The sequence below is a fragment of the Microcoleus sp. A6-C6 genome (genome assembly GCF_036705955.1).
Classification (GTDB): domain Bacteria; phylum Cyanobacteriota; class Cyanobacteriia; order Cyanobacteriales; family Microcoleaceae; genus Microcoleus.
Genome location: NZ_JAUBVR010000017.1, coordinates 21,709 through 47,846 on the forward strand (window position 1 = coordinate 21,709; position 26,138 = coordinate 47,846).

General features: G+C 45.9%; 23 protein-coding genes. 6 read left to right on the forward strand and 17 right to left on the reverse strand.

Going from position 1 to position 26,138, the window contains the following annotated elements:
* Positions 1 to 153: 153 nt before the first annotated feature.
* From chlG to QUB52_RS09725, 6 genes are all read right to left on the reverse strand, one after another.
* A complete protein-coding gene (chlG, locus tag QUB52_RS09700; RefSeq protein ID WP_332973128.1) occupies positions 154 to 1,164 on the reverse strand; it encodes a chlorophyll synthase ChlG in 1,011 nt (336 codons plus the stop codon).
* A gap of 388 nt (positions 1,165 to 1,552) precedes the next feature.
* Positions 1,553 to 2,029: a DUF29 domain-containing protein gene (locus QUB52_RS09705; protein ID WP_265234415.1), complete on the reverse strand. Its 477-nt coding sequence runs from the start codon at positions 2,027 to 2,029 to the stop codon at positions 1,553 to 1,555.
* A gap of 209 nt (positions 2,030 to 2,238) precedes the next feature.
* Entirely contained in the window at positions 2,239 to 2,943 is a 705-nt protein-coding gene (locus tag QUB52_RS09710; protein WP_332973129.1) for a helix-hairpin-helix domain-containing protein, read from the reverse strand.
* Positions 2,944 to 3,100: 157 nt separating this feature from the next.
* Positions 3,101 to 3,448 (reverse strand): NINE protein, encoded by a 348-nt coding sequence (locus tag QUB52_RS09715; protein ID WP_332973130.1) that lies wholly within the window; start codon positions 3,446 to 3,448, stop codon positions 3,101 to 3,103.
* Between the two features lie 229 nt (positions 3,449 to 3,677).
* Positions 3,678 to 3,890 (reverse strand): hypothetical protein, encoded by a 213-nt coding sequence (locus QUB52_RS09720; protein ID WP_265234419.1) that lies wholly within the window; start codon positions 3,888 to 3,890, stop codon positions 3,678 to 3,680.
* A gap of 185 nt (positions 3,891 to 4,075) precedes the next feature.
* Positions 4,076 to 5,668, reverse strand: coding sequence for a CPBP family intramembrane glutamic endopeptidase (locus QUB52_RS09725; RefSeq protein WP_332973131.1), 1,593 nt, complete (start codon positions 5,666 to 5,668; stop codon positions 4,076 to 4,078).
* A gap of 404 nt (positions 5,669 to 6,072) precedes the next feature.
* On the opposite strand from QUB52_RS09725, the gene QUB52_RS09730 reads away from it, so the two are divergent.
* From QUB52_RS09730 to QUB52_RS09740, 3 genes are all read left to right on the forward strand, one after another.
* Positions 6,073 to 7,422: a histidine phosphatase family protein gene (locus QUB52_RS09730; RefSeq protein WP_332973132.1), complete on the forward strand. Its 1,350-nt coding sequence runs from the start codon at positions 6,073 to 6,075 to the stop codon at positions 7,420 to 7,422.
* Between the two features lie 205 nt (positions 7,423 to 7,627).
* Positions 7,628 to 8,944, forward strand: coding sequence for a dihydroorotase (locus tag QUB52_RS09735; protein WP_332973133.1), 1,317 nt, complete (start codon positions 7,628 to 7,630; stop codon positions 8,942 to 8,944).
* A 61-nt stretch (positions 8,945 to 9,005) separates the two neighbouring features.
* Positions 9,006 to 9,788: a 4'-phosphopantetheinyl transferase family protein gene (locus QUB52_RS09740; RefSeq protein WP_332973134.1), complete on the forward strand. Its 783-nt coding sequence runs from the start codon at positions 9,006 to 9,008 to the stop codon at positions 9,786 to 9,788.
* Between the two features lie 47 nt (positions 9,789 to 9,835).
* On the opposite strand, the gene QUB52_RS09745 is transcribed toward QUB52_RS09740, so the two are convergent.
* The 5 genes from QUB52_RS09745 to QUB52_RS09765 form a co-directional block, all read right to left on the reverse strand.
* Entirely contained in the window at positions 9,836 to 11,167 is a 1,332-nt protein-coding gene (locus tag QUB52_RS09745) for an adenylate/guanylate cyclase domain-containing protein (protein ID WP_265234425.1), read from the reverse strand.
* Entirely contained in the window at positions 11,164 to 11,556 is a 393-nt protein-coding gene (locus tag QUB52_RS09750) for a response regulator (protein WP_265234426.1), read from the reverse strand. Before QUB52_RS09750 ends, QUB52_RS09745 begins: the two co-directional genes overlap by 4 nt.
* A 22-nt stretch (positions 11,557 to 11,578) precedes the next feature.
* Positions 11,579 to 14,332: an ATP-binding protein gene (locus QUB52_RS09755; RefSeq protein WP_332973135.1), complete on the reverse strand. Its 2,754-nt coding sequence runs from the start codon at positions 14,330 to 14,332 to the stop codon at positions 11,579 to 11,581.
* Between the two features lie 748 nt (positions 14,333 to 15,080).
* A complete protein-coding gene (locus tag QUB52_RS09760) occupies positions 15,081 to 15,821 on the reverse strand; it encodes a winged helix-turn-helix domain-containing protein (protein ID WP_265234428.1) in 741 nt (246 codons plus the stop codon).
* A 523-nt stretch (positions 15,822 to 16,344) separates the two neighbouring features.
* Positions 16,345 to 16,476, reverse strand: coding sequence for a hypothetical protein (locus QUB52_RS09765; RefSeq protein ID WP_265234429.1), 132 nt, complete (start codon positions 16,474 to 16,476; stop codon positions 16,345 to 16,347).
* Between QUB52_RS09765 and QUB52_RS09770 the strand changes: the two genes are divergently transcribed.
* The gene (locus QUB52_RS09770) at positions 16,465 to 17,211 is read left to right on the forward strand and encodes a creatininase family protein (protein WP_265234430.1); all 747 of its coding nucleotides are present in this window, start codon (positions 16,465 to 16,467) and stop codon (positions 17,209 to 17,211) included. The genes QUB52_RS09765 and QUB52_RS09770 overlap by 12 nt on opposite strands.
* Positions 17,212 to 17,472: 261 nt before the next feature.
* On the opposite strand, the gene rpsF is transcribed toward QUB52_RS09770, so the two are convergent.
* Positions 17,473 to 17,808 (reverse strand): 30S ribosomal protein S6, encoded by a 336-nt coding sequence (gene rpsF / locus QUB52_RS09775; protein ID WP_265234432.1) that lies wholly within the window; start codon positions 17,806 to 17,808, stop codon positions 17,473 to 17,475.
* Positions 17,809 to 17,874: 66 nt separating this feature from the next.
* Here rpsF and QUB52_RS09780 point away from each other — a divergent pair, with 66 nt between their 5' ends.
* Both QUB52_RS09780 and QUB52_RS09785 read left to right on the forward strand, forming a co-directional pair.
* Entirely contained in the window at positions 17,875 to 18,741 is an 867-nt protein-coding gene (locus QUB52_RS09780; protein WP_265234433.1) for a carbohydrate ABC transporter permease, read from the forward strand.
* Positions 18,742 to 18,878: 137 nt separating this feature from the next.
* Positions 18,879 to 19,352: a nuclear transport factor 2 family protein gene (locus tag QUB52_RS09785; RefSeq protein ID WP_265234434.1), complete on the forward strand. Its 474-nt coding sequence runs from the start codon at positions 18,879 to 18,881 to the stop codon at positions 19,350 to 19,352.
* 110 nt (positions 19,353 to 19,462) lie between these two features.
* On the opposite strand, the gene QUB52_RS09790 is transcribed toward QUB52_RS09785, so the two are convergent.
* The 5 genes from QUB52_RS09790 to QUB52_RS09810 all read right to left on the reverse strand — a co-directional run bounded on the left by QUB52_RS09790 (position 19,463) and on the right by QUB52_RS09810 (position 26,125).
* Positions 19,463 to 22,018 carry an HD family phosphohydrolase gene (locus QUB52_RS09790; RefSeq protein WP_332973136.1) on the reverse strand — a complete coding sequence of 852 codons (2,556 nt, stop codon included), beginning with the start codon at positions 22,016 to 22,018 and terminating at the stop codon, positions 19,463 to 19,465.
* A 350-nt stretch (positions 22,019 to 22,368) separates the two neighbouring features.
* Positions 22,369 to 23,514 (reverse strand): ADP-ribosylglycohydrolase family protein, encoded by a 1,146-nt coding sequence (locus QUB52_RS09795; protein ID WP_332967779.1) that lies wholly within the window; start codon positions 23,512 to 23,514, stop codon positions 22,369 to 22,371.
* 393 nt (positions 23,515 to 23,907) lie between these two features.
* Positions 23,908 to 24,348 (reverse strand): type II 3-dehydroquinate dehydratase, encoded by a 441-nt coding sequence (gene aroQ / locus QUB52_RS09800; protein WP_332973147.1) that lies wholly within the window; start codon positions 24,346 to 24,348, stop codon positions 23,908 to 23,910.
* A gap of 81 nt (positions 24,349 to 24,429) precedes the next feature.
* Positions 24,430 to 24,567, reverse strand: a complete 138-nt coding sequence (locus QUB52_RS09805; RefSeq protein ID WP_265234438.1) for a hypothetical protein — start codon at positions 24,565 to 24,567, stop codon at positions 24,430 to 24,432.
* Positions 24,568 to 24,868: 301 nt separating this feature from the next.
* A complete protein-coding gene (locus tag QUB52_RS09810; protein WP_332973137.1) occupies positions 24,869 to 26,125 on the reverse strand; it encodes a competence/damage-inducible protein A in 1,257 nt (418 codons plus the stop codon).
* Between the last annotated feature and the right edge of the window lie 13 nt (positions 26,126 to 26,138).

Sequence of the window (26,138 nt, forward strand, 5' to 3'; positions counted from 1 at the left end):
TTAAGTTAAAAATTAAAAATTAAAAAGGCGAGCCATCTTCAATTTTTAATTTTTAACTTGATATTTTGTATCCAAGAACACTGTGCAGAGTCTTGAGTTATCTATTTTAAGCTAAAAACTCTTTAACTCAAAATAGATAACTCAAAATTCTTCTCAACCAGCATGGCCTAGCGCCAAACCCGCTACCAGCATACCCAACACCAGGAAAGGCTGAGCACTTGCCTGATATTTAACATCATTTTCCAGGGGATTGCGCAAAAAGTACATATCCTGAAAAGTGATTTGGGGAACGATCAGCAGCAAGAGAATGACAGCGTAAAGGTTTTGGTCAATGCTGATCAGGTAGCCTGCTATCCCTGCTTGAAATATGTCGATCATCAACACGCAAATCCAAGCTGCGGTGTCGATGCCAAACATCACTGGCAAAGATTTTAACCCTAATTGGCGATCGCCCTCAACACTTTTGAAATCATTAACTATCGCAATCCCCAGCCCTGCCAAACTGTAAAACAGGGTCAAAACCATAATGGTGGGATTTAGTGTACCAAACAAAGCTTGACCAGCCCACCAAGGCAGGGCAATGTAACTAGCACCCAGGGCATAATTGCCCAACCAGCCATTCTGCTTGAGTTTCAGCGGTGGCGCAGAGTAGATGTAAGCCAAAAATGCGCCGCCGAGAGTCAAAACAGTCATGATCGGGAATTCATGACCCGCCCACAAGTCTAGAGCATAGGCTACCGCAATGCCTGCGACTAATAATACCAAAATTTGCGTTACTACTTGAGGAATCGAGATGATACCAGAAGGAATCGGACGGTAGGGCTCGTTAATTGCGTCGATGTCGCGATCGTAAAAATCGTTCAAAGTTTGAGTGTAGCCAGTCAGCAAAGGCCCTGACATCAACATACACGCTGCGGCGATCGCAAAATTCTCTAAATTCCAAACATAGTTTCCCGAAGAAGCCGCCCCGCACACCACGCCCCACATCAGGGGAATCCAGGTAATCGGTTTCATCAGTTGCAAGCGAATCTTCCAGATGGAAGTTTCCCCGCTAGAGGCCCCTTTCATACCCAACATTTGGCGAGTTTTGGCACTGCGGCTTTCGGTAGCAGCGCTTGGAGGTGTGGGTTCTGGGGTGACTTGGGATGGAGGAGAGTCAGACATAAGTGTGATGTGAGCGGTACTGCTACTATTGTCTAGTTTTTGGTTTCAATAATAATTCTGTAGGACACCACTGATATTTCAGGCATCGTCTGGAAAACTTACCCAGGATTGGAGTTGATGCTAGAGAAAAATCTGGGTTTTACCAATATATTTAAATATCATTATTTTGTGAAAATGTCAAGAGGAGCAATAGTCAGTTGACAGTTGACAATTGACAATTGACAGTCTTCGTAGGGTGTCTAGCCATTTTTAAACTCTCGGATTCAATCGCAGATTAAGGCAGATTAACACAGATTAACGCAGATAATTTCAAGATATGTCTGTGAATGGCAATCTGATCTGGAATTGCTCGCCCGCGTACTTCACTTAATTGAGAAATGCTATGCCGTTAAATCGTCTCATCGGGCAGAAACTCTGGCAGAAATTCAGAATCTAGAAGCTGGACAGCAGAGTAGATACATGATGGCGGAAACCTGTCTACAGATAATCCAGTTTTAGCACTTGCTTGTTCTACTGCATCCGCATAACATTCAGCCAAAATTTCTTCAAGATATGGTTTGAGACTGGGGGAATCTTTTAGGGTTTTGCGAATGCGTCTGCGATGTTCAACAATGCTGCCTTTCCAACTACCACTTCTTCGATCCGGTTGAAATTGCCACTTCAGCAAGTGTAGGATAATTACCACAAGATTGCTTTCTAAACTCCGGCGTTCGCTTCGCCCCATGTCTTCTATTTCTGCAATCAAGTTTTCCCATTCGATGTTTGAAAAGTCGCGAATCCGCAACTTTTCTACAGTGGTTTCAATCCATCTGAGGTAATCGGTATCATACAATTTATGTCGATTAAATTCTAATTTTGTTGTCATAACTTGTTCCTGATTCAACAATTCCGACAGTTTCAGGACTTACGCACAGGGGCAAGAAACCCGGTTTTTACGAGTTTTGCGTCGAGTCACGAGAAATCTAGTCACAAACCGGGTTTCTGATCTCTGCGTGCGTCAAACTCTTGTGGATCGTTGATCCTACCCCGCCCCGAATATAAAATATAAATGAGCGACAGCTTAACAACGACCAATTAACAAATATGGCGGTATGAATCAAAAGGCAATCCCGTCCGTCGCTTGACATCAACAACTGATTTGTAGGCGCCTTTAATCTGCCTTTCTCTAACTATGGTTTCAGCAACCACCCGATCTAAACCGCTTTGGATCAACTCTTCCGGCGAAAGAATGTTTAACCGTTTCCAAGTAAACTGGGATTCTTTTTGATAATTGTAGCTGAAGCAAATCATCGGGGCGATGCGTCGGACGTGACTTTCGGGAACTCCGGCGATTTCCGATAACTCTTCGGCGTGGGTAAAAAGGTAGCCTTCGTTTTGCAAAGATTCAATATCGTTAGCATAGACGATCGGCAAACCCAAGATTCTCACCAAATCATCTTTGGTGCACTCGTTAATATCTATTTTGCCGCGCAGGTTGGCTAGTTCTTCGGCATTTGTTGCAGTTGCAGGAACCAGCAAACCTCTGGGTGCGGTTTTGATCAGATAGCGCTTTTTCAAAGTAAAAGCAGTGACAATTTGAGCTATCCAAACCAGCGTACCAAAATTAGCAGAAGAAGATAGTGCTAGTGCTGCTAAAGTAAAGCAAGCACCCCATCCAATCCAACTGCGCATATTTGACTTTTGGCCTGCATAACAAATTGACAATCCGCCGAAGTAGGGAATAAAAGAATACCACACCCAGTTTGGAGTTTGACGCAGCCAGTATAAATCTTGAGACACTTTAGTTCTATCCTCGATCTACTTTTATTTGATTCTTATTTAAATCCCACCCTTTTTCGAGTGGATTCTGTTCTTTCTTCTTCCTTATTTTTACCTTGAGGGAAAGCGAAGCCGAAAGGCTCTTTTCCTTCTTCCTTCTTCCTTCTTCCTTCAGAAATTACAATTCTCGCAGCAGTTTTTGGCGTTTTTCTTCATATTCTTCGGCGGTAATTGCGCCCATATCATAAAGTCCTTTCAATTCTGCGATCGCCCCAGTCACATCTTTTGCCCCTCTGAGGGCATACCCAGACGGCAACACTCCGGCATTGTACTGTACTTGAAAAGCTTGTTCCGACATCAGCAGCAGGCCGATAAAATCGAAAAACGCGAACAGTGACGGAATTAATGTCCAAGAAAATAGCAAATAAAATACTCCTGCTACATTGTTACCCAAATAAAATTTGTGACCTCCGAAACCTCCGATAAAGAAAGCTAACACAACTGCTACGGCTTTATCTTTTACCATTTTTCCCTTTCCCCAGTTTTTTTACTTTAACTTGTGCGATCGACCTTTAACGATCGAGTTCAGTAATCTTATGACTAATTTTTACCAGAAATAATTGGTTGAAAGCCGGAACCCTTGTAGTAAAACATTAAAACAAGACTATTCATTACTCCAATCCTCTTTCTTCTTTTGTCAAGTGCTGTCAACTGTCAACTGTCAACAGTCAACAGTCAACTGTCAACTGAATGAATCATTTATTTGGGTTTTTACGAAACTTGGACATCGCAAAATACAGGATAACTATACCGGCTTGAGCCTGTAGAATGACAAAGTAACCTCTCCAGAAATAATCGAGTTCGCTACTTGCATTCAGAGAAAATATTAAAGTGCCTAGGGCTGCGTAGGGTGCGAAACGCATCCAACTCGGCGTTCTCTCTAACTTGCGGCTGTTAAAATTGCTCATTAGTTCGACCATCCACAAAAACCGGACAAGGTATTACTTCCATGTTAAGACAAGTTTTTCCGTTTAGCTTCCAGATTTGGGAGTAAATTTAAGCTCAGGTGCGGGCGGCGCACCTGCCTAACTTCCTATTTCTCAAATTTGTGAAAAAAGCAAGGTTAATTCACAATTATTAACAACCGCCCGAATTAACTGGCGCCGCCGCCCAAAAGAAACAGACTCAAGAGAGTGCCGCTATTCCAAAGACTGTGGAGAAGCATGGGGGCGAGGAGATTGCGCGATCGCGTGTACACAAACCCCAACACCGCCCCCAACGTCGCCAAAGGCAGAATCTCAGAGACACTCAGGTGAGCCACCGCAAACAAGAAAGCCGAAGCTGCGATCGCCCCGGAAACAGGCAAATAGCGAGTCAGAGAAGGCAGTAGAAAGCCCCGAAACACGATTTCCTCAAAAACCGGAGCGGCGATCGCAGCAGTGCCGAAAAACACCGCCAGAGCCACGTTATCCCTACCTTCAAGGACGATCGGCAAAATCGGATTACTGCCACCTTGTCCCTGCCAGAATTGCTGATTGATCAACGACACCACAACCACCAAAGGCAAAGCAACCAAATAGCCGCCAAAACCCCACAAAAACCAATTTCCCCGCCAATTAATCCGAAACCAACCATCAGGTAAAGGCAAAAAAGACTTAACCGAAAAATACAGTACCGAAAGCCCGCCAGCCGACAGCAACAAATAAGTGGCAAAGATATAAAAAGCCTTTTCGCGCGGGTCAAAAGTAGCAGGACTCAGTTTAAAAACAGCCAGAGAAACTGGCAGTAATAAATAGGGAATCAAGATTTGCCCGACAAAGAAAAAGCCGACCACAAGCACCTGCCAAACAATCTCGCCATCCCAAGGCACATCCCAAGCCAAGCTCCCATTTCGCGCCAACAGCGGCCCGGAATCTGCTTGATCTAACTGCTTCCGTTGCAACAGCCACTGCACAGTCAAACCAACCAGCAAAACCGTGCCAATACAAAGAGAGATAGCCGGAACACCGACAATAATTGCCAACTTTTCTATAGCTTGTTCAGCCGTTACTTGCTCAGCAGCTTGCAGCGCCACTAGCTCCTTAGAACGTTCTTGCAGCTTGTAAAGTTGAGCTAAAGCGCGATAGCGAAACCAGCCGTCCAAAGACTTTTGAATCCGTGGCTCCGCATCCGGCAAAAGTTGAGGTGGATTGCTCCAAATTCCCGTTAAAACCTGAGCACTTGCCACGGAAGGGTCGGCATCAACGTCAGTTTTGTACCGCGTAACTAAACTTTTCCAAGTTTGGATCGCCTCATCATTTTTGCCGCTAGTTGCCTGCAAAATTCCCAGGCGCAACTCAAGTTCATTTAACAGCGTTGACTGTTGAATCACTAACTCTTGTACAGCCTTTTTTTGTGCAGATTTGATAGCAGGATTTTCCGATTTCGATACCAGTGTCGGCGGAATTTCTTTAAGTTGTGATTGAGTTATTTTGAGAGTTTTTTGAGTCGAGTCTCGCGCTTCTTGATATTGCGTCAAAGCCGTATTTAAAGGATCAGAACCGATAATATTGTTGCGCGCTGAACTTAAATTAGCACTAGAATTATTTTCTCCTTGCCACTCCGAGGCGTGTAGCAGCAAATTTGTCTGATAGAGTTCCAGCCGGCTTTGAATTTGCGGCTCATTCCAACTAGCAAGTAAAGATAAACCGACCAGGGCGATCGCGATCGCTGTTAAAATACCTAAAATTATCCGCTTCAGTGTCATTCCTGCTTTCCGTCCCGCGCGAATCTGTGGCTAAATCTTGTCCGTCTTTAATCATAGGTCGTTGCAGTCGAGAGTATCCCCTCTACTGGTAAAATTTCACTGGCTGATCTTTTTGACTCGCCTCGCACCCTTCGACTGGGTAAGGTACGCACCGCAAGGCGTGTCAACAACCAGCTCAAACGTAGTATCAGTCTACAGTTTGACGACTAGGCCCCGATCCCCCCTAGCCCCCCTTAAGAAGGGGGGGACAGGAAACGCTCAAAGTCCCCCTTCTTAAGGGGGATTTAGGGGGATCGAGACTAGGCTAAAAGCGAGATTTTTCAATGAGGTAAGGTGTGCACCGCGCACCCTTCGACTCGGTAGCAGCGTAAATCTAAAATCTAAAATCTAAAATCTAAAATCGAATGACTCGCATTATCCTAGTCCGTCACGGCAAAAGCACATACAATCAAGAACGGCGCATCCAAGGCCGCCTCGATAAATCAGTTTTGACAGAAGCAGGCCGCGCTGGCGCAAAGCAAGTAGGTGACATCCTGGGCAGTATCGCCTTTGATGCCGCCTACACCAGTCCCCTGCAACGAGCCAAAGAAACAGCGGAAATCATCGTGTCGCGCTTGACAAATCCGCCAGAACTCCAACCAACTGATAAATTGATGGAAATCGATTTGCCATTGTGGGAAGGAATGCTGCGCCAAGATGCGATCGACCAATTCCCCGAAGCATATCAGCAATGGCAACAACATCCCGACAAATTTTCCATGAAAATCCCCTCCCCCGAAGGAGAAATCGAACACTTTCCGGTACTAGCCGTTTTTGCTAGCGCCCGCAAGTTTTGGGAAGAACTTTTATCACGCCACACTTCTGGCACAATTCTAGTAGTAGGTCACAACGGAATCAACCGGGCGCTCATCGCTACAGCCTCAGAAATTGCCCCAGATTACTATCAATCAATTCAACAATCAAATTGTGGAATTAGTGTCATCAATTTTGGATTTACCGATGAAACAACAGAATCCAACAAGAAAATTGCAGTTCAATTAGAATCCTTAAATTTAACCGCCCATACCGGAGAAATCTTCCCAAAACCGAGAGATGGACACCGCGGCCCGCGCTTATTGCTAGTACGTCATGGCGAAACAGACTGGAACAGAGCAGGTAAATTTCAAGGACAAATAGATGTACCTCTCAACGATAACGGCCGCGAACAAGCTCGGCAAGCCGCAGAATTTATCAAAGATGTAAAATTAGATTTTGCGATTAGCAGTTCCATGCTGCGCCCGAAAGAAACTGCCGAAATTATTCTCAAATATCACGGCGGTTTGCAACTGGAACTCCGCGACGAATTGAGAGAAATCAGCCACGGACTTTGGGAAGGAAAATTTGAATCAGAAATAGAAGCATCCTATCCGGGTTTGCTTGCAGAATGGAAAATATCTCCCGAAAAAGTGCAAATGCCAGAAGGAGAAAATTTAGAGCAAGTTTCCATTCGGGCGATCGCAGCGTGGCGAGAAATCGTACAATCAGTATCTGGCACAGGAATTGTAGTTGCCCACGACGCCGTTAACAAAGCCCTTCTCTGCCACCTGTTCAATTTAGAGCCCGAACACTTCTGGAAATTCAAACAAGGAAACGGTGCAGTTAGCGTAATTGATTATCCCCACGGCCCCGACGGTTTACCCGTACTGCAAGCAATGAATATCACAACTCACTTAAGCGGCGGCGTATTCGACCAAACAGCAGCCGGAGCACTGTAATTAGTAAAGTTATCGGCACGAAGTATAGCAGAATAAATCCCCTCTGCTACACTTCCCCCGTCGAACGAATGTCTGAACTTTCATAGCAGAAACCCTTGCTTTCATTCCCTCCTCATTCCTCCCTCTTCCTTCGTGTCCTGAGCGTCTTCGCGATTCGTTATTCCCTCTTCCTTCTTCCTTCTTCCCTCTTCCTTCTTCCTTCTTTATGACTCGCGAACTGCTACAAAATGTAAGGGTGCTAGATCCAGTTTCAAAGATCGATCGCACCACTGATATTCTAATTACAGACAATCAGATCACAGCAATCCAAGAAAACATCACTGAAATTCCCGCAGACACAGAAGTGCGGGATTGCCAAGGACTAATTTTAGGGCCAGGATTAGCTGATATTTATAGTCATAGCGGAGAACCGGGTTTTGAGGAACGAGAAACCCTAGAATCCTTAATGCAGGCTGCCGCGGCTGGCGGTTTTACGCGAGTGGCAATTTTGCCCGATACTTCGCCGCCTATGGACAATTTGGCCGGTTTAGCTTTGTTGCAGCAACATATCCGCAATTTGTCGCCCTCCCTACCGCGTTTGTATTTTTGGGGCGCACTGACAGCGGGCGTTAAAGGGCAGCAGATGGCCGAGTTGGGCGAGCTTGCCTCCTCTACGGTGGTGGGGTTTGCGGACGGTTTGCCGCTGTCTAATCCGGCTCTGGTGAGGCGTTTGCTTGAGTATATCCAGCCTTTGGGCAGGTCGATCGCATTGTGGCCGTGCGATCGAACTTTGGCCGGAAACGGCGCAGCGCGGGAAGGTGCGGTGTCAGTGCGCTTAGGTTTGCCGGGAATTCCGGCGAGTGCCGAAACATCGGCTTTGGCGGCAATCCTGGAGTTGGTGGCATCTGGAGGTACTCCCGTGCACATCATGCGCGTTTCAACCGCCCGCAGCGTGGAATTGATTCGGGATGCTAAGGCGCGGGGTTTGCCGGTGCAGGCGAGTGTAACTTGGATGCACTTGCTGTTGAATGTCGGCGCAATTTCTGGAAATGCCAAAGATTGCGGAGGCGGGAAAAATGCTCTGACGGCTTCATTTCCTTACGATCCAAATTTACACATAGAACCGCCGTTAGGCACTCGCAACGACCAATTAGCGCTGATTCAAGCTGTGAAAGATGGGGTGATTGATGCGATCGCGATCGACCACAATCCGCGTACCTACGAGGAAAAAACCGTGGCTTTTGCTGATAGTCCCCCAGGGGCGATCGGCTTAGAATTAGCATTACCTTTGCTGTGGCACGGACTGGTAGAAACTGGCGAATTTTCGGCTTTGGAACTGTGGCGAGTGTTGAGTACAGGGCCGGCGGTTTGTCTCGGTCAAACCCCGGCTACGGTTACGCTGGGTGTCTCTGCTGAGCTGATTTTGTTCGACCCGCTCATGACTTGGACTGTTGAGGGGCATAGTCTGAAGTCGCGATCGGCAAACACACCTTGGTTGGGACAGCAAATAGCAGGAAAAGTTGTGCAAACTTGGATTAATTGACCCTTGAAATAGAAGTTCATCTGTTGTAGCACAGGCATCTTGCCTGTTTCTGGGAATGCTGATGTCAATCATCACAAAACATAAATACATGACTGCTGCTATTGATTCGTGGAATTCCCCACCGCAAAACCTGACATTAGACATCAACGAAATTCATGTTTGGCGCGTCTCTCTAGCTCAAACAGAATCAGGCTTGCAAACTTTAGCACAGACTCTCTCTACCGACGAACAGACAAAAGCAGAGCGTTTTCACTTTCCCAAAGGTCGATCGCAATTTATTGTGAGTCGCGGCGCACTGAGAGCAATTCTGAGTCGCTATCTGCACATAAATCCCAGCCATCTACGCTTTGAATACAACCCCTATGGCAAACCCTCTCTCATCATCGCCCAAAGTGGAAATACCCTGCGTTTCAATTTGTCTCACTCTCGGAGAATGGCTCTAATTGCTCTTACCAAAAATAGAGATATTGGTGTCGATATTGAAGGGATTAATCCCAACTTTCCTTGTCTGGATATTGCTGAAAGGTTTTTTTCACCATTAGAAAACTCTGTGCTGCGTTCACTTCCAGAGCATCTCCAACCCACAGCTTTTTTCACCTGCTGGACTCGCAAAGAAGCCTACATCAAAGCAGTCGGTAAAGGATTATCTATTCCCCTGAATCAGTTTGATGTCACCCTCGCACCAGGAGAACCAGCAGCACTGTTAAATATTGAACAAAACCCCGAAGAAGCATCGAGATGGTCTTTAATTGAATTAATTCCCAGTTCAGATATGGTGGGGGCTGTTGCGGTTGCAGGAGATTGCTGGAAACTTCATTGTTGGGAGTGGAAAGGGGAGTTTTGAGTTATAGTTCGCAGTCAGGAATGCAAGTCTTTCCTTGCGTCCCGGACTTAAATAAAATCCGATCGACTTTGGGGCAAAATTACTTGGATTTCCTGACAGCGTTCCAGATAATTTTGCGCCACCTTATCCAGGGGATTCTTTCGCACGCAATCAGCAAATAGCTCTGCCGCTTCTTGATGTTTAGCAGCAGCGTAATTATACAGTGCTTCGACAAATACGGGTAAAGTTGCTAACTTGCCCTCTTTTACTTCTGGTGTATCGGCATCAAACACTTCGTAAATTGTTACCAAATCTGATTTACCTTTTACTCGGACACAGCCGATATTTCGGATTGAGTAACTTGCCGGATTGCTCAACTGTAAAAAAGTATTTTGAGTAATCAACATCGACACTCCGTAACTTTTCGTCAAGCTTTCCACCCGCGAGGCTAAATTCACCGCGTCGCCAATCACCGTACTGTCCATCCTGTTAGTTGACCCCACTGTTCCTAACATCAATGAACCCGTATTGATACCAATCCCAATTTTAATCGGTGCGTAGCTGCAACTCATGCGATGTTGATTGTATTCGTCGAGACTATGCAGCATAGAAATTCCAGCGTTCACAGCATCGGCTGCACTGTCACCGAACAAAGCCATAATTGCATCGCCAATATATTTATCAATAAAGCCATTATTTTTAATAATGCTTGGCTCCATTCGACTCAAATAGGAATTAATAAAATTGAAATTTTCTTGAGGTGTCAGACTCTCAGAAAAAGCTGTAAAATCCCGAATATCGGAAAACAATATTGACATTTCCTTTTCCACGCTGTCGCCTAGTCGAACGTCGCTCAAGCTATCATGGCTTAGCAGCGAGACAAATTGATTCGGCACAAAGCGTTTAGCAGCTTCTGTTAATTTTAATTGCTGTGACAGGGCAACTTCTAACTCCTGATTGATTTTCCGAAGTTCGGCATTTTGTTCTGCTAGTTTTTTATCCAGACTGTAGCTGTGGACGGCTTCTGTCACAGTCAATTTCAAGTCTTGAGTTTGCCAAGGTTTGCCGATATAGCGGTAGAGTTTCGCGTGTTTGATGGCATTTCCTACCGCCTCAATAGTCGCCTGACCCGTCAGCATCACCTTGAGAGTTTTGGGAGAAATTTCGTGAACTAGCCGCAACAATTCATCTCCTTTCATGTCAGGCATTACATAATCCGAGATGATTAAAGGGATTTCATACCCGTCTTCGAGTAATTCAGCAATTAACTCTAGGGCATCTTGACCTCCTTCGGCAATTTCAATCTGATAAGTATTGCCCAAAGCCTCTTTTAATTCAGTTTTAAGACTTTTCAGAATTGTTTTTTCATCGTCAACGCAAATAATGACTTGTTTTGTCATAACGATAAGGCTGTTTTAATGGCTTCGATCAACTCTGATTCCGACCAAGGTTTTTGCAAACACCGATGGAGGTTGGCTTCGTCAAAAGCCCTCTTTACTGCCTGTTCATCGGCTTGACCTGTTAACATAATTTTGACTATTTTGGGAAATTTTTGATGAACGCGAATCAGAAATTCATCTCCTTTCATTCCTGGCATTAACCAATCCGATACAATCAATACAATCGAAATTTCGTCCTCATTTAATTCATCAATTAACTCTAAAGCCTCGGCGGGATTTTCCGCTATCTCGTAAAGATAAGCATTCCCAAAGGCAGATTTAAGTTGGGTTTTGAGGCTTTTTAAAACTACTGGTTCGTCGTCAACACACAGGATAATTGGTTTAGACATCTTTGATTATTTAACTAATTATTTAGGGGCGATTTATAGGTAGAACAACTGTAAAAGTAGTTTTGCCGGGAACGGATTCAACTTCTATTTTACCGTGATGTTTGTCAACTATTTTTCTGACTATATCGAGACCCAGACCGCTGCCTTCTCCGGGGGGTTTTGTGGTAAAGAAGGGAGCGAATATTTTGGGCATGACTTCGGTTGGAATTCCTGCACCGCTATCCGTAACGCCGACTTTGATATTGTTGCCTTCCTGAAGGATTTCTAGAGTTAATGTGCCTTGATTGTCCATCGCTTGCAGGGCGTTGTGAATCAGATTTGTCCATACTTGATTTAGTTGGTCTACATAGCACATTATGGGCGGTATTGTTTGGAAATTGCGGATAACTTCTACGCCGTATTTGAAGTTATTTTGATACAGGGTGAGTACGGTTTCTATGCCTTGAGTTATATTAGATTCAACCATCGTTTCTGATGAGTCGTAACGGGCATAGGTTTTCAGGGCAAAGACGACTTTAGAAGCGCGATCGGCTGCGGTATTGATTATTTGGGTTCCTCGCTGAATTTCTGAGAGTTTGTAAGCTATTTCTAAGATGCGATCGCGATCGACCTTTTGCAGCAGAGACAGAAAGTCGTCAGCCTCGTAAATGCCCATATCCACCAATGTATCCGCGATATTATCTGCTTCGTCAATGTCTTCGCCTTCGAGTTGACGAATCAAAGTCCGCTTTAACTTCCTTTCTTCTCTAGCTGTTAAAGTCATATCTTTTTGTAGCGAGCGATACATTAATTGACTAAAGTTTTCAGATTCTGCGGGGGAAAGCGACTGAAACAGTGAGGGCAAATTAGTGATAGTTTGACCCAAAAAATTAATCATATTTCCCGCACTCGATCGAATTGCACCCAACGGAGTATTCAATTCGTGAGCAACTCCGGCGACTAATTGACCTAAAGCTGCCATTTTTTCCGATTGAATCAGCTCTTCCTGAGTGGTTTGCAGGTTGTCCAATGCTGTTTTGAGTTCTTGGGTTCTTTCCGCGACTTGGATTTCGAGAGTGCGGTTGTATTCCGCTACCAATTTTTCGGCTTGTTTGCGTTGAGTGATATCGGCAAAAGCTGCGATCGCATAACTCACCTTTCCTTTATCATCATAGATGGGCGTGCCCCAAACCTCGATCGGAATAATCCTGTCAGGCTGGCGAATTTCCATATCATCAACATTAACACTAGCCCCTTTAAAAGCATTAATAATTGGATCTTTTTCGGCTGGATAAATTTCGTTGCTACCTGTCAGATGAATTTTATAAATTTCGCGAAGTTCCTCCGAAGTATTAGCGACTATACCTTTCCCTAATAAATCCTGAGCGCGAGAATTAACATAGTAAAGTTTGCCGCTAGACTCGGCGACAAATATCCCCACCGGAACGGCTTCTAAAATTTGGTTGAGCCGACTTTCACTCTCAGACAATTCGGCATTCAAAGCTTGCATTTCTGTGAAAGATACTTGCAGTTGCGCCGCCATACTATTAAATGAGTTGGCAAGTTCTCCGACTTCATCATCGCGATTAATTGTGACACTTTTGCCCCATTCACCTTTAGCAATATTTTTGGCAGCCTCGTTCAAAGATAAAATCGGTTTTGTTACCCACCTTGCCGTAACAACGCCGACAATTATAGCGACGATCAAAGCAGCAGCACACAACAAAATAGTTGCGGTAGTGTTGGCATTAATTTGTGCCATGAAATCCGCTTCGGGAACAACCACCACAATCAACCAATCCAATCCTTTGTCATCTTGCCAAGGTAGAACTTGTAAAAATTGTTTATTACCCTGAACATCAAATTCTAGTGACTGCGAACTTTTCAGAGATTGGAATTCGTTAAAATTGGTTGCTAAATATTGAGCAGTGGTTTTGGTGAAAGTATTGTTACTATCAATTGCTTTAACTCGTTCAGCGCCGTAGTCTTTTTTCACGGTATGAAACGGTTTTTCTCCTGTCGAAGTTGCGACCAGCATTCCCGATCGCTCTATAATAAAAACTTGTCCGGTTTTGCCGATTTTTAAGCTTTCCAAAAACTTGCCAATGGTGGACAAATTAATATTAGTTAATAGTACGCCTTGCAATTTGCCTTGTTTGTCGTAGAAAGGCATAGATGCGCCAAGATAAGCAGTAATGCCGGCCGTATTGGGATAAATCTGACTCCAGGTGGGTTTGCCAGCAGCTACCGCAGCTTTGTACCACGGGCGAGTGCGCGGGTCGAAATTAGTTTTGTTGTTTAAAAATTGGGCGATTTCACCGGATTCATTGGTAGTATATGTGCGGAAATCATAGTTACTTGCTGCTGTCGATATTCTCAAAGTCAGCGAGCCATTGTCGAGCCTTTCTGCCCCCAAGTTGTCTTTTTGTTCTAACCCTAAACCCGTAAAAGTGAGCGTGTCAAATATCTGAAGCTGCCGCCAAAAATGACGTTGTAAAATAGGTAAATCTTCCAGGTTCAGGGTGCCGAGTTCGATCGCCGCAGCATTGATCTGGTTGACCTGATGGGGTACAGTCAGGTAAGTACCAAGATTTTGTTGGACGCGGCTGCCTACTTCTGCCATTAGTCGATCGGCAATTTCGTTGACTGCCTTCTGTCCATTTTTAAACGAGAGATATCCTACCAGTCCCACCGCAGCGAAGAGTTGCAAGACGAAGGGAACTATCAGAACTGTTCGCAAGGTTCGGGAGCGAGCAGTTTTTGTGGCTTTGGGGCCAGTAGATTGGGTTGGGTTCACAACGTTGGTGCTTGTTTTGCGTAGAAACCGGATTGACGATCGTAAGTTTTATCTCTGTTATGGACTGTTGTCAAAGTCTGCTGATTTTTTAGATGCTACCTGTGAACTGCTAGCAGGCGGCAGAACTCTACAATATTTTTACGATCGAATTAATAAAATCAAAACGCCTGCTTTTGATTGTACAGCAAAATAGAGGTAATTTCGCGATCGCTAAGGCATTTGTTGCACTTTTTAACTCAGAGTGCGTGGTGTGCAAGCTTCGCCCTCGGCGCTAATTCGATCGCGGGCGAGAAACAAATAAGAAAGAAAATCCAGAAGGTTTGTATGTACTAATTTTTATGAATTGCAGATTTAGCCTTTCATCCCGTAAATCAACAACGCCAAATTTTGTGGCGAGCAATCTCTGTTCTTTTTTTCCTGGGAGGTCAAATCTCCCGATCGCACTCAAACCCGAATCTCTCACCTTTTGTAACACAACTCGCTGGACTTAAGTATAGCGATTCTCAAAAAAGTGAGGAGAGCCTCATGCCCTATGCCCTATGCCCTATGCCCTATGCCCTATGCCCTATGCCGTTCGCGTACCTCATTTTTCTGAGAAAGGCTATATATATTCGGCTCACTGGTGGTCGATCACACGGAAAATATGCACTACGATAATTACCCTACACATACAAATAAGGACACAAAAATGTTGTGTCCCTACGTTATATTTGACTGCAACTTGGAGCCCTACAACTAATTTAAACAATCAACCAAATCGATAGCCGAATCCCCGTACTGTAATGATGTAGTCCGGTTGACTAGGATCTATTTCCAACTTTTCGCGCAGCCAGCGGATGTGAACATCAACTGTTTTGCTATCTCCGATAAAATCTTGACCCCAAATTTTTTCCAGCAACCGATCGCGAGACCACACTCGCCGGGGATTACTCATAAATAGTTCTAGTAAGCGAAACTGTTTAGGAGAAAATTTTACTTCAATGCCGCGAACCAATACGCGGCATTCTTCGGGATACAGAGTTATGCTCTTATATTGCAGCATCACCGGCTGCGACAACTGACCGAGGCGTTGGCGACGCATCAGCGCTCGACAACGAGCGATAAATTCCCGCATTCCAAAAGGCTTGGTGAGATAATCATCTGATCCGGCTTCTAAATAAAAAGCGCAATTGTTGGCACTTCCTCTAGCACCGATAATCAAAATAGGTACGGGATTTCCTTGATGCCGTAACATTCGACACAGATCCAAACCATTAATTGAATCCATAATTAATAGGTTAAAGGCAAATTCACCGTGGTATGACGAGGAAGTCTGCACAGAAGGCAGAGCGTTGCGCCCGTCGCTAGTAACCACCACCTCATAGCCCTGTTCTTTCAGGGCTAAAGCTAGCATTTCCCGCAACAGGTCTTCACCTTCCAATAACAGGATACGGCCGGCTTGTCCAACAGCCAACCTTGAAGGACATTCGCTTAATTCAGCAGAAGACATAAATATCAGTGGGAGTTGTGTTTGTATGTGGCTAGCCGGAGGTGCGTTCTTCAGTAGCTGAGGCACTCTCGCGCTGCGATCGCTTTGTATTAACGATCGACTATTCAATCACTTATCATCTTTCGCCAGTCCATCCGACAGACATACGCTCGACTGTTTTTACTTGTTCGTGCAAGAAATATAGTCGTTGAGCAGTTGCGATAGCTGCGCTGTCTTCCTCAGTCCAGGCGTTAGAAGCCTGGTCATTGTTAGGGGTCGGTATTACTTTGTAAAACATTGCCCACTTTAAATTGACCAGGTTACACCCAATTTACTGGGAGATGGGTTTATCGTACAGGCAAAAGGTTATCAAAAGGTAAAGTTTTAGTAAATAAACGGTTAATTTATTAAAGCTGAGTAATGTTGTTCTTAAATTTCAACCGAACCCTACATTTTTAGTTGAAGATACAATCTCGATCGCATTTATGCTCGGAAACCTGATTGCTCTAAAAATATTGGGGAAAAGTCAGGATAAATCTGGGCATCAATCGAGTTTTTGAGGAATCGTGCGTCTTGGGTTGAACGCGATCGCCGATCGCGCTACAACTGACTCAGGCCCGCTACGATCGACAATAGTAAGTAAAAATTCTGTAGACTGCCTATAATGTTGCTGCATTTAACTACCTGGCCCGAAGTAGAAGCTTATTTAGAGAGCTCGCGAGGCATAATTATCCCGATCGGCTCCACCGAACAACACGGGCCCACCGGCTTAATCGGAACTGACGCGATTGCTGCTGGTGCGATCGCCCAGAGTGTCGGCGCAGCAGCGAATGCCTTAGTCGGCCCGACAATTAATGTAGGCATGGCCCTGCATCACACGAGCTTTCCCGGTAGCATCAGCCTCCGACCGCAGACGCTGATATTAGTAATTAGGGATTATATCACATCTTTGGCAAAAGCCGGATTTGAGAAATATTTTTTCATCAACGGTCACGGTGGCAACATTGCCACGATGAAAGCAGCATTTTCCGAGACTTACGCGCATTTGTCGGACTTGAATTTACCAAATGCCGATCGCATCCAGTGTCAAATTGGCAACTGGTTCATGTGCGGTTCAGTCTACAAACTAGCCAAAGAATTGTACGGAAACCAAGAAGGTTCCCACGCCACCCCCAGCGAAATCGCCTTAACTCAGTACCTTTATCCAGAAGCAATCAAGCAAGCACCGCTTTCGGAAGAAGTTGCATCCGGGCACAAAATTTATAGTGCTACAGACTTCCGCCGCCGATTTCCCGACGGGAGAATGGGTTCAAATCCAGCCTTAGCAACTCCCGAACACGGCCAGCAATTTCACGAATTAGCAGTCAAAGAATTAACTAATAATTATTTGGAGTTTTTGAACTCGGATTAACGTTTTTGCCTGAAAATCTTGATAAATCGCGTTTTGATCCGAGGCCAGATCCCCCTAAATCCCCCTTAAGAAGGGGGACTTTGAGATGAATCCTGTCCTTCTTCTTAAGGGAGACTTTGACAACTCCCTTGTCTTTCCCCTTTCTTAAGGGGACTTTGACAATTCTCTTGTCCCCCCCTTCCTAAGGGGGACTAGGGGGGATCTAGGCCTAACTATCAAACAGTAGATCCGTACTACTAAGACGTTAAGTTAACAAGATTTCTAAGCAGCGACTTCAGCTTCAGCTTCAGCTTCAGGTGCATCTGGGACATCTTGCTTGATCGTCAAATAGCGAATCACTTCTTCGCTCAGACGCATCGCGCGTTCCATAGGAAAAATTGCAGCGCCCGGAGCTGTATAGTTCATTTGAACGTATACTCCGTCGCGGTGCTTGCCGATTTCGTAAGCCAAGCGACGCTTGCCGCGGTGCTGAGTTTCGATATTTTCAGCACCTTGATCGCGCAAAATGGTTTGATATTTCGCGATCGCCTGGTCAGTCATTTCTTCACCCAAATCTGGGCGCAGAATGTACATTGTTTCGTAAATAAACGGTTTCATGGCAATAATCCCTTATGGACAAACAAGGCTTCTCACGAAGCAAGGACTTATTATCATATCCCAACTATGAACAATCTCAAAACTAAAAAATCAAATTCCCTAAACAGCCGTCCCTCGCGGTGGAGCACGCTGTGGACATACAGTATCATGGGGGCGATCGCACTTTTAATGCTCTTCCCCTTGCTGTGGCTGCTCAGCACATCCCTGAAATCCCCCAGCGAAAACATCTTCCAATATCCCCCGCAACTGTGGCCGCAACAGCCAACCCTCGAAAACTTCATTAAAGTCTGGCAAACCAACCCCTTCGGCCGCTACCTGTTCAACAGCAGCCTGATTGCAGGCCTCACAGTCAGCATCAACGTTTTATTTTGCGCCCTCGCCGCATACCCCTTAGCCAGACTCAACTTTCGCGGTCGCGAAGCCATCTTAATTACGATCGTTTCCACAATCATGATTCCCTTCCAAATAGTCATGATTCCGCTGTACATATTGACAGTACAACTAGGATTAAAAAATAGCTATTTAGGCGTAATATTTCCCGGACTAGCCTCAGCCTTCGGCATATTTTTATTGCGGCAAGCATTCCTAGCAGTTCCCAAAGAACTAGAAGAAGCCGCCCGCATTGATGGCTGCACAGAATTAGGCATTTGGTGGCACGTCATGATTCCGGCAATTAAGCCAGCTTTAGTGACTTTAGGAATTTTCGTATTTATCGGTTCTTGGAGTGACTTTTTGTGGCCGCTTCTAGTTTTAGACAGGCCGGAATATTACACATTACCGTTAGGTGTCGCGAATTTAGCCGGGACATTTTCTTTGGATTGGCGTTTGGTGGCCGCGGGTTCGATTATTTCGATCATTCCTGTTTTAGGACTGTTTTTGCTCTTGCAAAAATACATTGTGCCCACAGAAGCGGCCGCCGGAGTGAAAGGATAAAATCAATCTAACATCAGGATAAACCCAAAATTCATCTGCGTTTATCCGCGTACCCTTCGGGAAGGCGAAGCGCCTACATCTGCGGTTTTAAAACTCTTAAACTCAACACTTACCTAAAGTAGCCAAGGTTATTTGCCATGTACGAACTCCCAGAAATCCGCTGGATTGTTAACCGCGCTGCTGTCATAGATGCGATCGTAGCATTCGCAAATGCGATCGACGCCAAGGACTGGGACAAATTGCGATCGCACCTAGCCGACGAAATAGATATCGACTATTCAGACTTCAGGAGTGAAACTCCCAGACGAGTAACCGCAGAAGCATACATAAAACAGCGGGTAGAGGGACTTGCCGGTTTGCAAACGCTGCACGTCAGCACGAATCAAGAAGTAACTCTTAACAACGATACCGCCAAATGCCAATCGGCATACCAAATTTATCGACTTGACCCCACTCGCAAATTGGGAGAGAATCGACTGGATACAGCAGGAAACTATTTTCATTCCTTGATTCAAACAGACGGACATTGGTTAATCGACGGAATCAAGCAAACTGTCGTGATTTTGAGTGGCAATCCTCAAGTTCACGGTGCCCTGCGTGGTACATCTTAAAAGCGATTGCCTCTCAATAAAATCTTTAACTCTTTAACTCTAGGAATTATCTCATGTGGTAAAATACCCCATTTGAATATAAGTCCCAAATTTTAACTAGCAACTTATCTCTACCTCGGAGTAAAAACCGCACTAGGATAAGCAATCCGCTTGTGATTGAACTGTTCCCAAACCCGCACAAAAATCTCTGCAATTAGAGACATATCCTCCCGCGTTAAACCCGAATCAATCAACTGATTATCCTGCCAACGAGCTCGCAAAATCTTATTAACCATATTCAAAGCTTCCTCGTGAGTAGCATCCTTGAGCGATCGCAAAGCAGCCTCACAAGAATCCGCCAACATCAGAATCCCCGTTTCCCGCGACTGCGGAATCGGCCCGTCATAGCGAAAATCTTCCTCCCTCACTTCCCGACTTTCGATTGTTGACTTTAAATTACCCGCATCTGGCAAAGCAATCTTTAAATCTTCTGCTTCTTTTGCAGCAATTTGCTGCGCTTGGTGGTAAAAATAAGCAATTAACATTGTGCCTTGATGTTCAGGAATAAACGCCTGAATTGCCTTCGGCAATCGATGCTTCCGCGCCATCACCAAGCCCTCGCTAACGTGCTTTTTAATAATCTCAGCGCTCGCCCAAGGGTCATTAATTTCATCGTGTTTGTTACCCCCGCCCATTTGATTTTCACAAAATCCGAGCGGGTCGTGCATTTTTCCAATATCGTGGTATAATGTCCCAGCTCTGACCAGCTCAACATTGCAGCCGAGTTCCCGGGCCGCAGCCTCCGCCAAACTTGCCACAAACAGCGTGTGCTGAAAAGTCCCCGGAGTCTCGGCAGCCAATTTCTTCAACAGCGGGCGGTTGGGATTGGCAAGTTCCGCCAGCCGGATCGGCGTAATCAAGTCAAAAACGTGTTCCAAATAAGGGCTGATGCCGATCGCCACAACACTCCAAGCCAAGCCGGCCAAACTTTGCGCGCCCACCGTACCGAGCACGACGTACCAAATCGCACCCGCAGCCGCGCTGGCAATCAAAGTCCCCACCAGATAGACGCTGCCCTGAGTCAAGCCGACAGCCACGCCCAACAGAGCCAACTCCTCGCGCGATCGCAACCTTCCGGCCATAAAAGCGCCCAGCAATCCCCCCGCCGCGCTAGCTACCAAATGAATCAACTCTACACCCAAGCCAATGGGTAGCAGTGCCGACAGCAGCCCCACCACAGTCACTCCCACCGCCGAACCGTAGAAGCCGCCTGCTAAAATGCCGATCGCGGGCAAACTCGTCCAAGGCAGCCCCAAACTCACCAGCACCGGCGCGCTCAAAGTCAGCAGCAGCAATAGCAAATGATCTCTGCGGCGCAAGCGGTAGTGCCTTTCCACCAACAGTACGATCGCAATTGCCCCTGCGACTAAACAAACAAACCCCGCCAGCCCCAACCAATTCACCCCCCGCCGGCTCAAACCAAAATAGTCCAGCAACACGAAATCTTGCTGCGAGATATCTTTTCCTTGTGCAACAATTACCTCGCCCTGCTGTACTGCGATCATCACCGGTTGCACCTTTTGCGCAGCTAATTCAGCTAGCTGTTTGGTTTCCTCGCGATCTCTCACCAGATTTGGCTGCAAAATCGCTGTTAAACCCTCCACCGCCAAAGCTTGGGACTCTAACGGCACTTCATCAGCCACTTGCAGCTTCACAGCTTCTTTCAAAATCTCTTTTGGCAATCCCTGCAGGATACCTTGAGCCACCATCCTTTTTGCCGCGCGATTCATGCCTGTTTGGGTTTTCTGCCAAGCTGCATCCGACAAATCAAACACCGAAGTATCGTAAATCTGGGGGAACCCGGAAACCAACGGTTTTTCCAGCGCCTCCACAGCATTGAGATAGCTGCGGCGAGCAGAGGAAATACTGTCTGTCAGGCTTTGAAACTCTTCCGCCCGGACCGATCGGCTGTAAGCTTGCAATTGAGCGATAGCATCCTGCTGAGACTTGTTCTCCGTCGGCCCAGCAACTGCGGGAGAATCCAAACTCAAGCGATCGGAAGTTTGACTTTTTTCCTTAGCTTGCGCCAAAATAGATCGCCACTCCCACTCGGGACAGCCTCGCAAGTAAACCTGTGCAGCAAGTGAGAGCGCCGAGGATTTCGCAAACGGAAACGGCCCTACCGCCTCCCGTAGATCGCTCCCCTGCTGCAAAAATTGTTGCAATTCTTGATAAATTTGTCGATTGACCGCAGGATCTAGCATTAATATCGCTACAGCCCCGATCCGCGCTGCTTTCCGCTGTTCTTCAGTAGTTTTGTAATCCGGGACGCTAGCAGTATCAGGAGCCTTAATCGTCTGAGGAGCTTTCGTCCCCACATCCAGTTTCGGCTGGTTGTAGAAGCGGTGCCCCAAAGTGCTGCTGAGGGAAACTACCGCCACCAGCGCCAACATAGGGGAACGAGCTTGATTTTTGAGGCTTGATTTGGAGGTTTTACTTGTAAATTTAGTAGTAAAAGCCTCGGGAAGAATCCATTTCGGGCGCGACAAACGGCTCAGGAGAGGCCCGCCAGCGCGATCGGTATCTGCTTTGCTGCTGCCATTTTGCACTTTAGCAATGTGTTGGCGCAGTGAGCGCGCAGCCCCTAGCTGCTCAATCTGCCGCATCAATGAGGAGAGCGTATTCATTTGTGTCGAAGATATATCACTGTTATCCAGCAGCTTTGTCAGAATTTCTGACTATGCATCTTGATTGATTTTATCCGAACTAACCTGGCTGAATATTCAACCTTGTCTATCTTGAACAGAACTCGCGCGCGATCGCTAAAAACCTTGTTTATCCGTAGATTTTTCGTTTCCCAACCCCATATTCTCGTTTAAACCTGGCTTGTTGGGGCAGGCGCGTCCGATTTAATTTTTCACATTTAATTTTTCACTTTTTAATTTTTAATTGTCGCTCTCCTTCCACTTTCGCTTTTGACTTGTTAATGGCTACTTGCTAATTTCTGGTTTCCCCTTACCGTTAAAAGCTCCAAACTTTATATTTTACGAGGTCTAATGACATAAGGTGCAGCCACCGATCGGGCTAGCGCTGCGGAATCCAGTCCGGTATCGGGCTTGTAAACTCCCGCCCAAACAGCAAACAGGTTATTTGCTAACTCTACAATTTTTGCATCGCTGCCAGTTCCCCAGAGCGAGGGTTCTCGGCCCTCGGCTAGCTGCTGGGATTTAACCTCAGCCAAAGATACCTGTCGCCATTCTACAGGAATCCCCGCAACGCCGTTATAGGCTCCAGACAAAGCTCCCGTCAAAGCGCAGGTTATTTGTCCAGTTATGCCACAGCGGGCAGCACGCACCACTGACAAGCGCAAGTCTTCTGGGGTGTTCAAAAAGCAGTAGAAAGCTAAGGCAATGGGAATCAAATTTTCTGGGTTGACAATTGACTCGGTTTGTAATTTTTTTTCACCTTCGCCCTGTCTTTCTCGCAAAGCTGTCGCGCTTTTGCACAGATGAGTGGCGGCTGTTTCTAAATCGGCTCCTTTTTCTAGTAGTATTTGCACTTGCAGCAGCAGTTCTGTTAAGGCATTATCTGTTTTCAGGTAGGCAATTGTTTGTTCGATCGCTGTTGCGGGGTCAAGTCTTTGTTTGAGCGATCGGGCGATCGCATATCCGATAGCTAAAACGGCTGTTTGCAATTCTGCCTTATTTTCGTTGGGCAAAACATCTGTCGCCAGCATGATTTTTTCTCGCAGCTTAGCCTTATTTTCGTGAAAAAACATCGCGCACGGCAGCGCAGCAACCGCAACTTCACAAGGGTTAAGCAGGCTTTGAAACTCTGTGTTTTGCGAATGGTAGATTTCCGACTTGGCGAATACTTCCCAAGTATCGCCCCAATCTTTGAAATCTAAACCGTTACACCGAATTAAACTTTGAGCGGACGCCACTGCAAGTCTCCCGCATTTGGAGTGTTTGCTAGTTAGGATTTTGCTGCTGGCAGAATTCAACGCCAATTTTGCCCCACTCAGGGTCAATTGTTGGTGTTTCGTCAGTTGTAAAATCGGCTGCAAGTCTTCTGTTCGGCGAGGGATACCCGCCAGTTCCCTCTGGTATTGCAGGCCTATAGAGTCTCCTAAAACTGCCCCCAGGATGGTTCCTTGAAACTTGCTCAACAGGGAATGCCGCATTTGAATTTAACTTAAGTTGTTAGTCATTAGTCATTAGTCATTAGTCATTAGTCATTGGTCATTAGTCATTGGTCATTAGTCATTGGTCATTAGTCATTGGTCATTTTTTTGCTGTGTTATTACCCATTAAGCTGTTGTTGCATTTAAATTGTGTGTCAATAATCAATCAAACTCTTGTGGGCATTTGCTCCGAGCATCGCGCAGAATATGCAATTAAAATGCGCAACAGCTTACCAATTACCCATTACCAATTACCAATTACCAATTACCCATTACCCATTACCAATTACCCATTACCAATTCTTGTGATGAATTTGAATTAAACCCAAACATATAAGGGCTGGTTTTCCATCTAAAACCGGCCCTCATCCGATCGCTAGAATCGGTAAATTTTTAATTTTTCATCAAGTGACTAACGAGAGCTTGCAGCCCCAGCCGATAACTCTCCGAGCCAAAACCGCTGATTTGCCCGATCGCCACTGGTGCGATATACGAGTGCTGTCGAAAAGCTTCCCGCCGATAAATATTGCTCAGATGAACTTCCACCGCAGGAATATTCACAGCGGCGATCGCGTCTCTAATTGCCACACTCGTATGAGTATAAGCTCCAGCATTAATCAATAAACCTTGGTGCTGCCCCAACATCGAATGAATAGCATCCACCAAAACCCCTTCGTGATTCGACTGCTGAATAGAGACTTGCACCTGGAGAGCTTGCGCTTCTCGTTCTAGCAACTCGTTGATATCCTTTAAAGTCGCAGAACCATATACTCCAGGTTCTCGCTGACCCAATAGATTCAGATTAGGGCCATGAAGTACCAGGATATTTAACAATTTTTTAAATTCCAGCGCCACAAAACTTTGAGTTTTGACTTGAATTCGATCGCCAACATCAAATCTCAAACCCAGTCTCAACTATCGGCGATGCCTAGGTTGGTTAACTGGAATAGGAATCGGTTGCAGTTCCGGTTGAGCTTCGGGACTCAGAAGTCCTTCTATCAACTTGCGAACCCATTTTTCAATTTGTTCCAGCACCTTTTCAATGTTTTCCATTGAACGGATAGCTCCTTTTTTTATAGTCTAGACTGCTAAACCGACGGCTAAATTTCTGAAACATAAGCAAGCACGACTTTGAAATCAAAGGTCAAACTTGCTGTCTCGCTTGCTGGTTGTTTTGAGCAAAGGAGAGAGTTCAGTATATTTGCCAATCAGTTCTATCTTATTATCATAACGAATCTTTACAGATAATCAAGAGGTTATCAGAAAATTACGGAACAATCTGGGTTCGCAGAGTGTTAAATAAAGATTAAGCTTACTGCTAACAGTTGACAATTGACACGGCCTTGGATATTTTCTACGCTTTTACCAATAATAATTGACGCCGGAGTCGATCGAGCGCCGTACAGCTACTGAGATGCCGAATCCAATCGCGGCCTCGCGCATCGCCGAAACGGTATTCAAAACTTTCTGTCACGCCGTCGGGGCCAGCTAAACCGACATAAACCAGTCCCACAGGTTTAGCGTCTGTACCGCCTCCTGGCCCGGCGATGCCTGTAATGCTCAATCCCCAATCGGTATTGAGCCTCGCGCGCACTCCTGCCGCCATTTGTTTTGCTACTTGCTCGCTGACTGCGCCGAATTCGGCTAAATCTTGCGGATTAACACCTAATAATGATTCCTTAACCCGATTGTCATAAGAAATAATCCCGCCCCAAAAATAGCTCGAACTGCCGGCAACAGCCGTCAGCATCGCCCCTAACCCTCCTCCCGTGCAGGATTCAGCCACACTAAGAGTTTGCCCCGCATCCAGCAACAATTGCCCGACAGTCGAAGCGAGGGTATCGGTGTCGGCACCGTAACAGTCTAGGCCAGTAATCTGCTGCAATTGTTGCTCGATCGGCTCAATTAACTTTTTCGCAGCCGCTTCCGAGTCAGCGCGGGCAGAAATCCGCAATTTGACTTGACCGTGATTGGCGTAGGGAGCCACAGTAGGATTAGTTAAATTCAGAAAAGATTCTACTTTTTCCGCCAGCGCCGACTCAGCAATTCCCCAAAATTTCAACGTGCGGCTGAAAATAGTGGCGCTGCACCAACCGCCATTTTTCAGGTAAGGAACGGCGGTTTCTCTCCACATCAAGTGCATTTCCGCCGGTACGCCGGGAAATGTCATCACTGTCACGTTGGGAATTGGCTGCCAAATAATGCCCGGTGCAGAACCACTGCGGTTCGGCAGAATATCCGCCGTTTCTGGAAGTAAAGCTTGTTTGCGGTTGCTGGGACTCATGGTGCGTCCGCGCAGGGCAAATTTTTGTTCGATATCGGCGATAATTTCCGGTTTTTCGATTAAGGGAACGCCAAAAAAATCGGCGATTGTTTCGACTGTGAGGTCGTCTGGTGTCGGGCCTAGACCTCCTGTGAAGAGTAAAAGTTGCGATCGACCTACAGCGATTTGCAATACTTGTTTGATGCGTTCTGGATTGTCCCCCACCACGGTTTGATAATAGTGAGGGATTCCCAAACTCGCTAACTCCTTGGCTAAAAACTGGGAATTGCTATTGAGAATATCCCCTAACAGCAATTCAGTGCCAACACAAATAATTTCAGCAACCATTAGTTATTGGTAA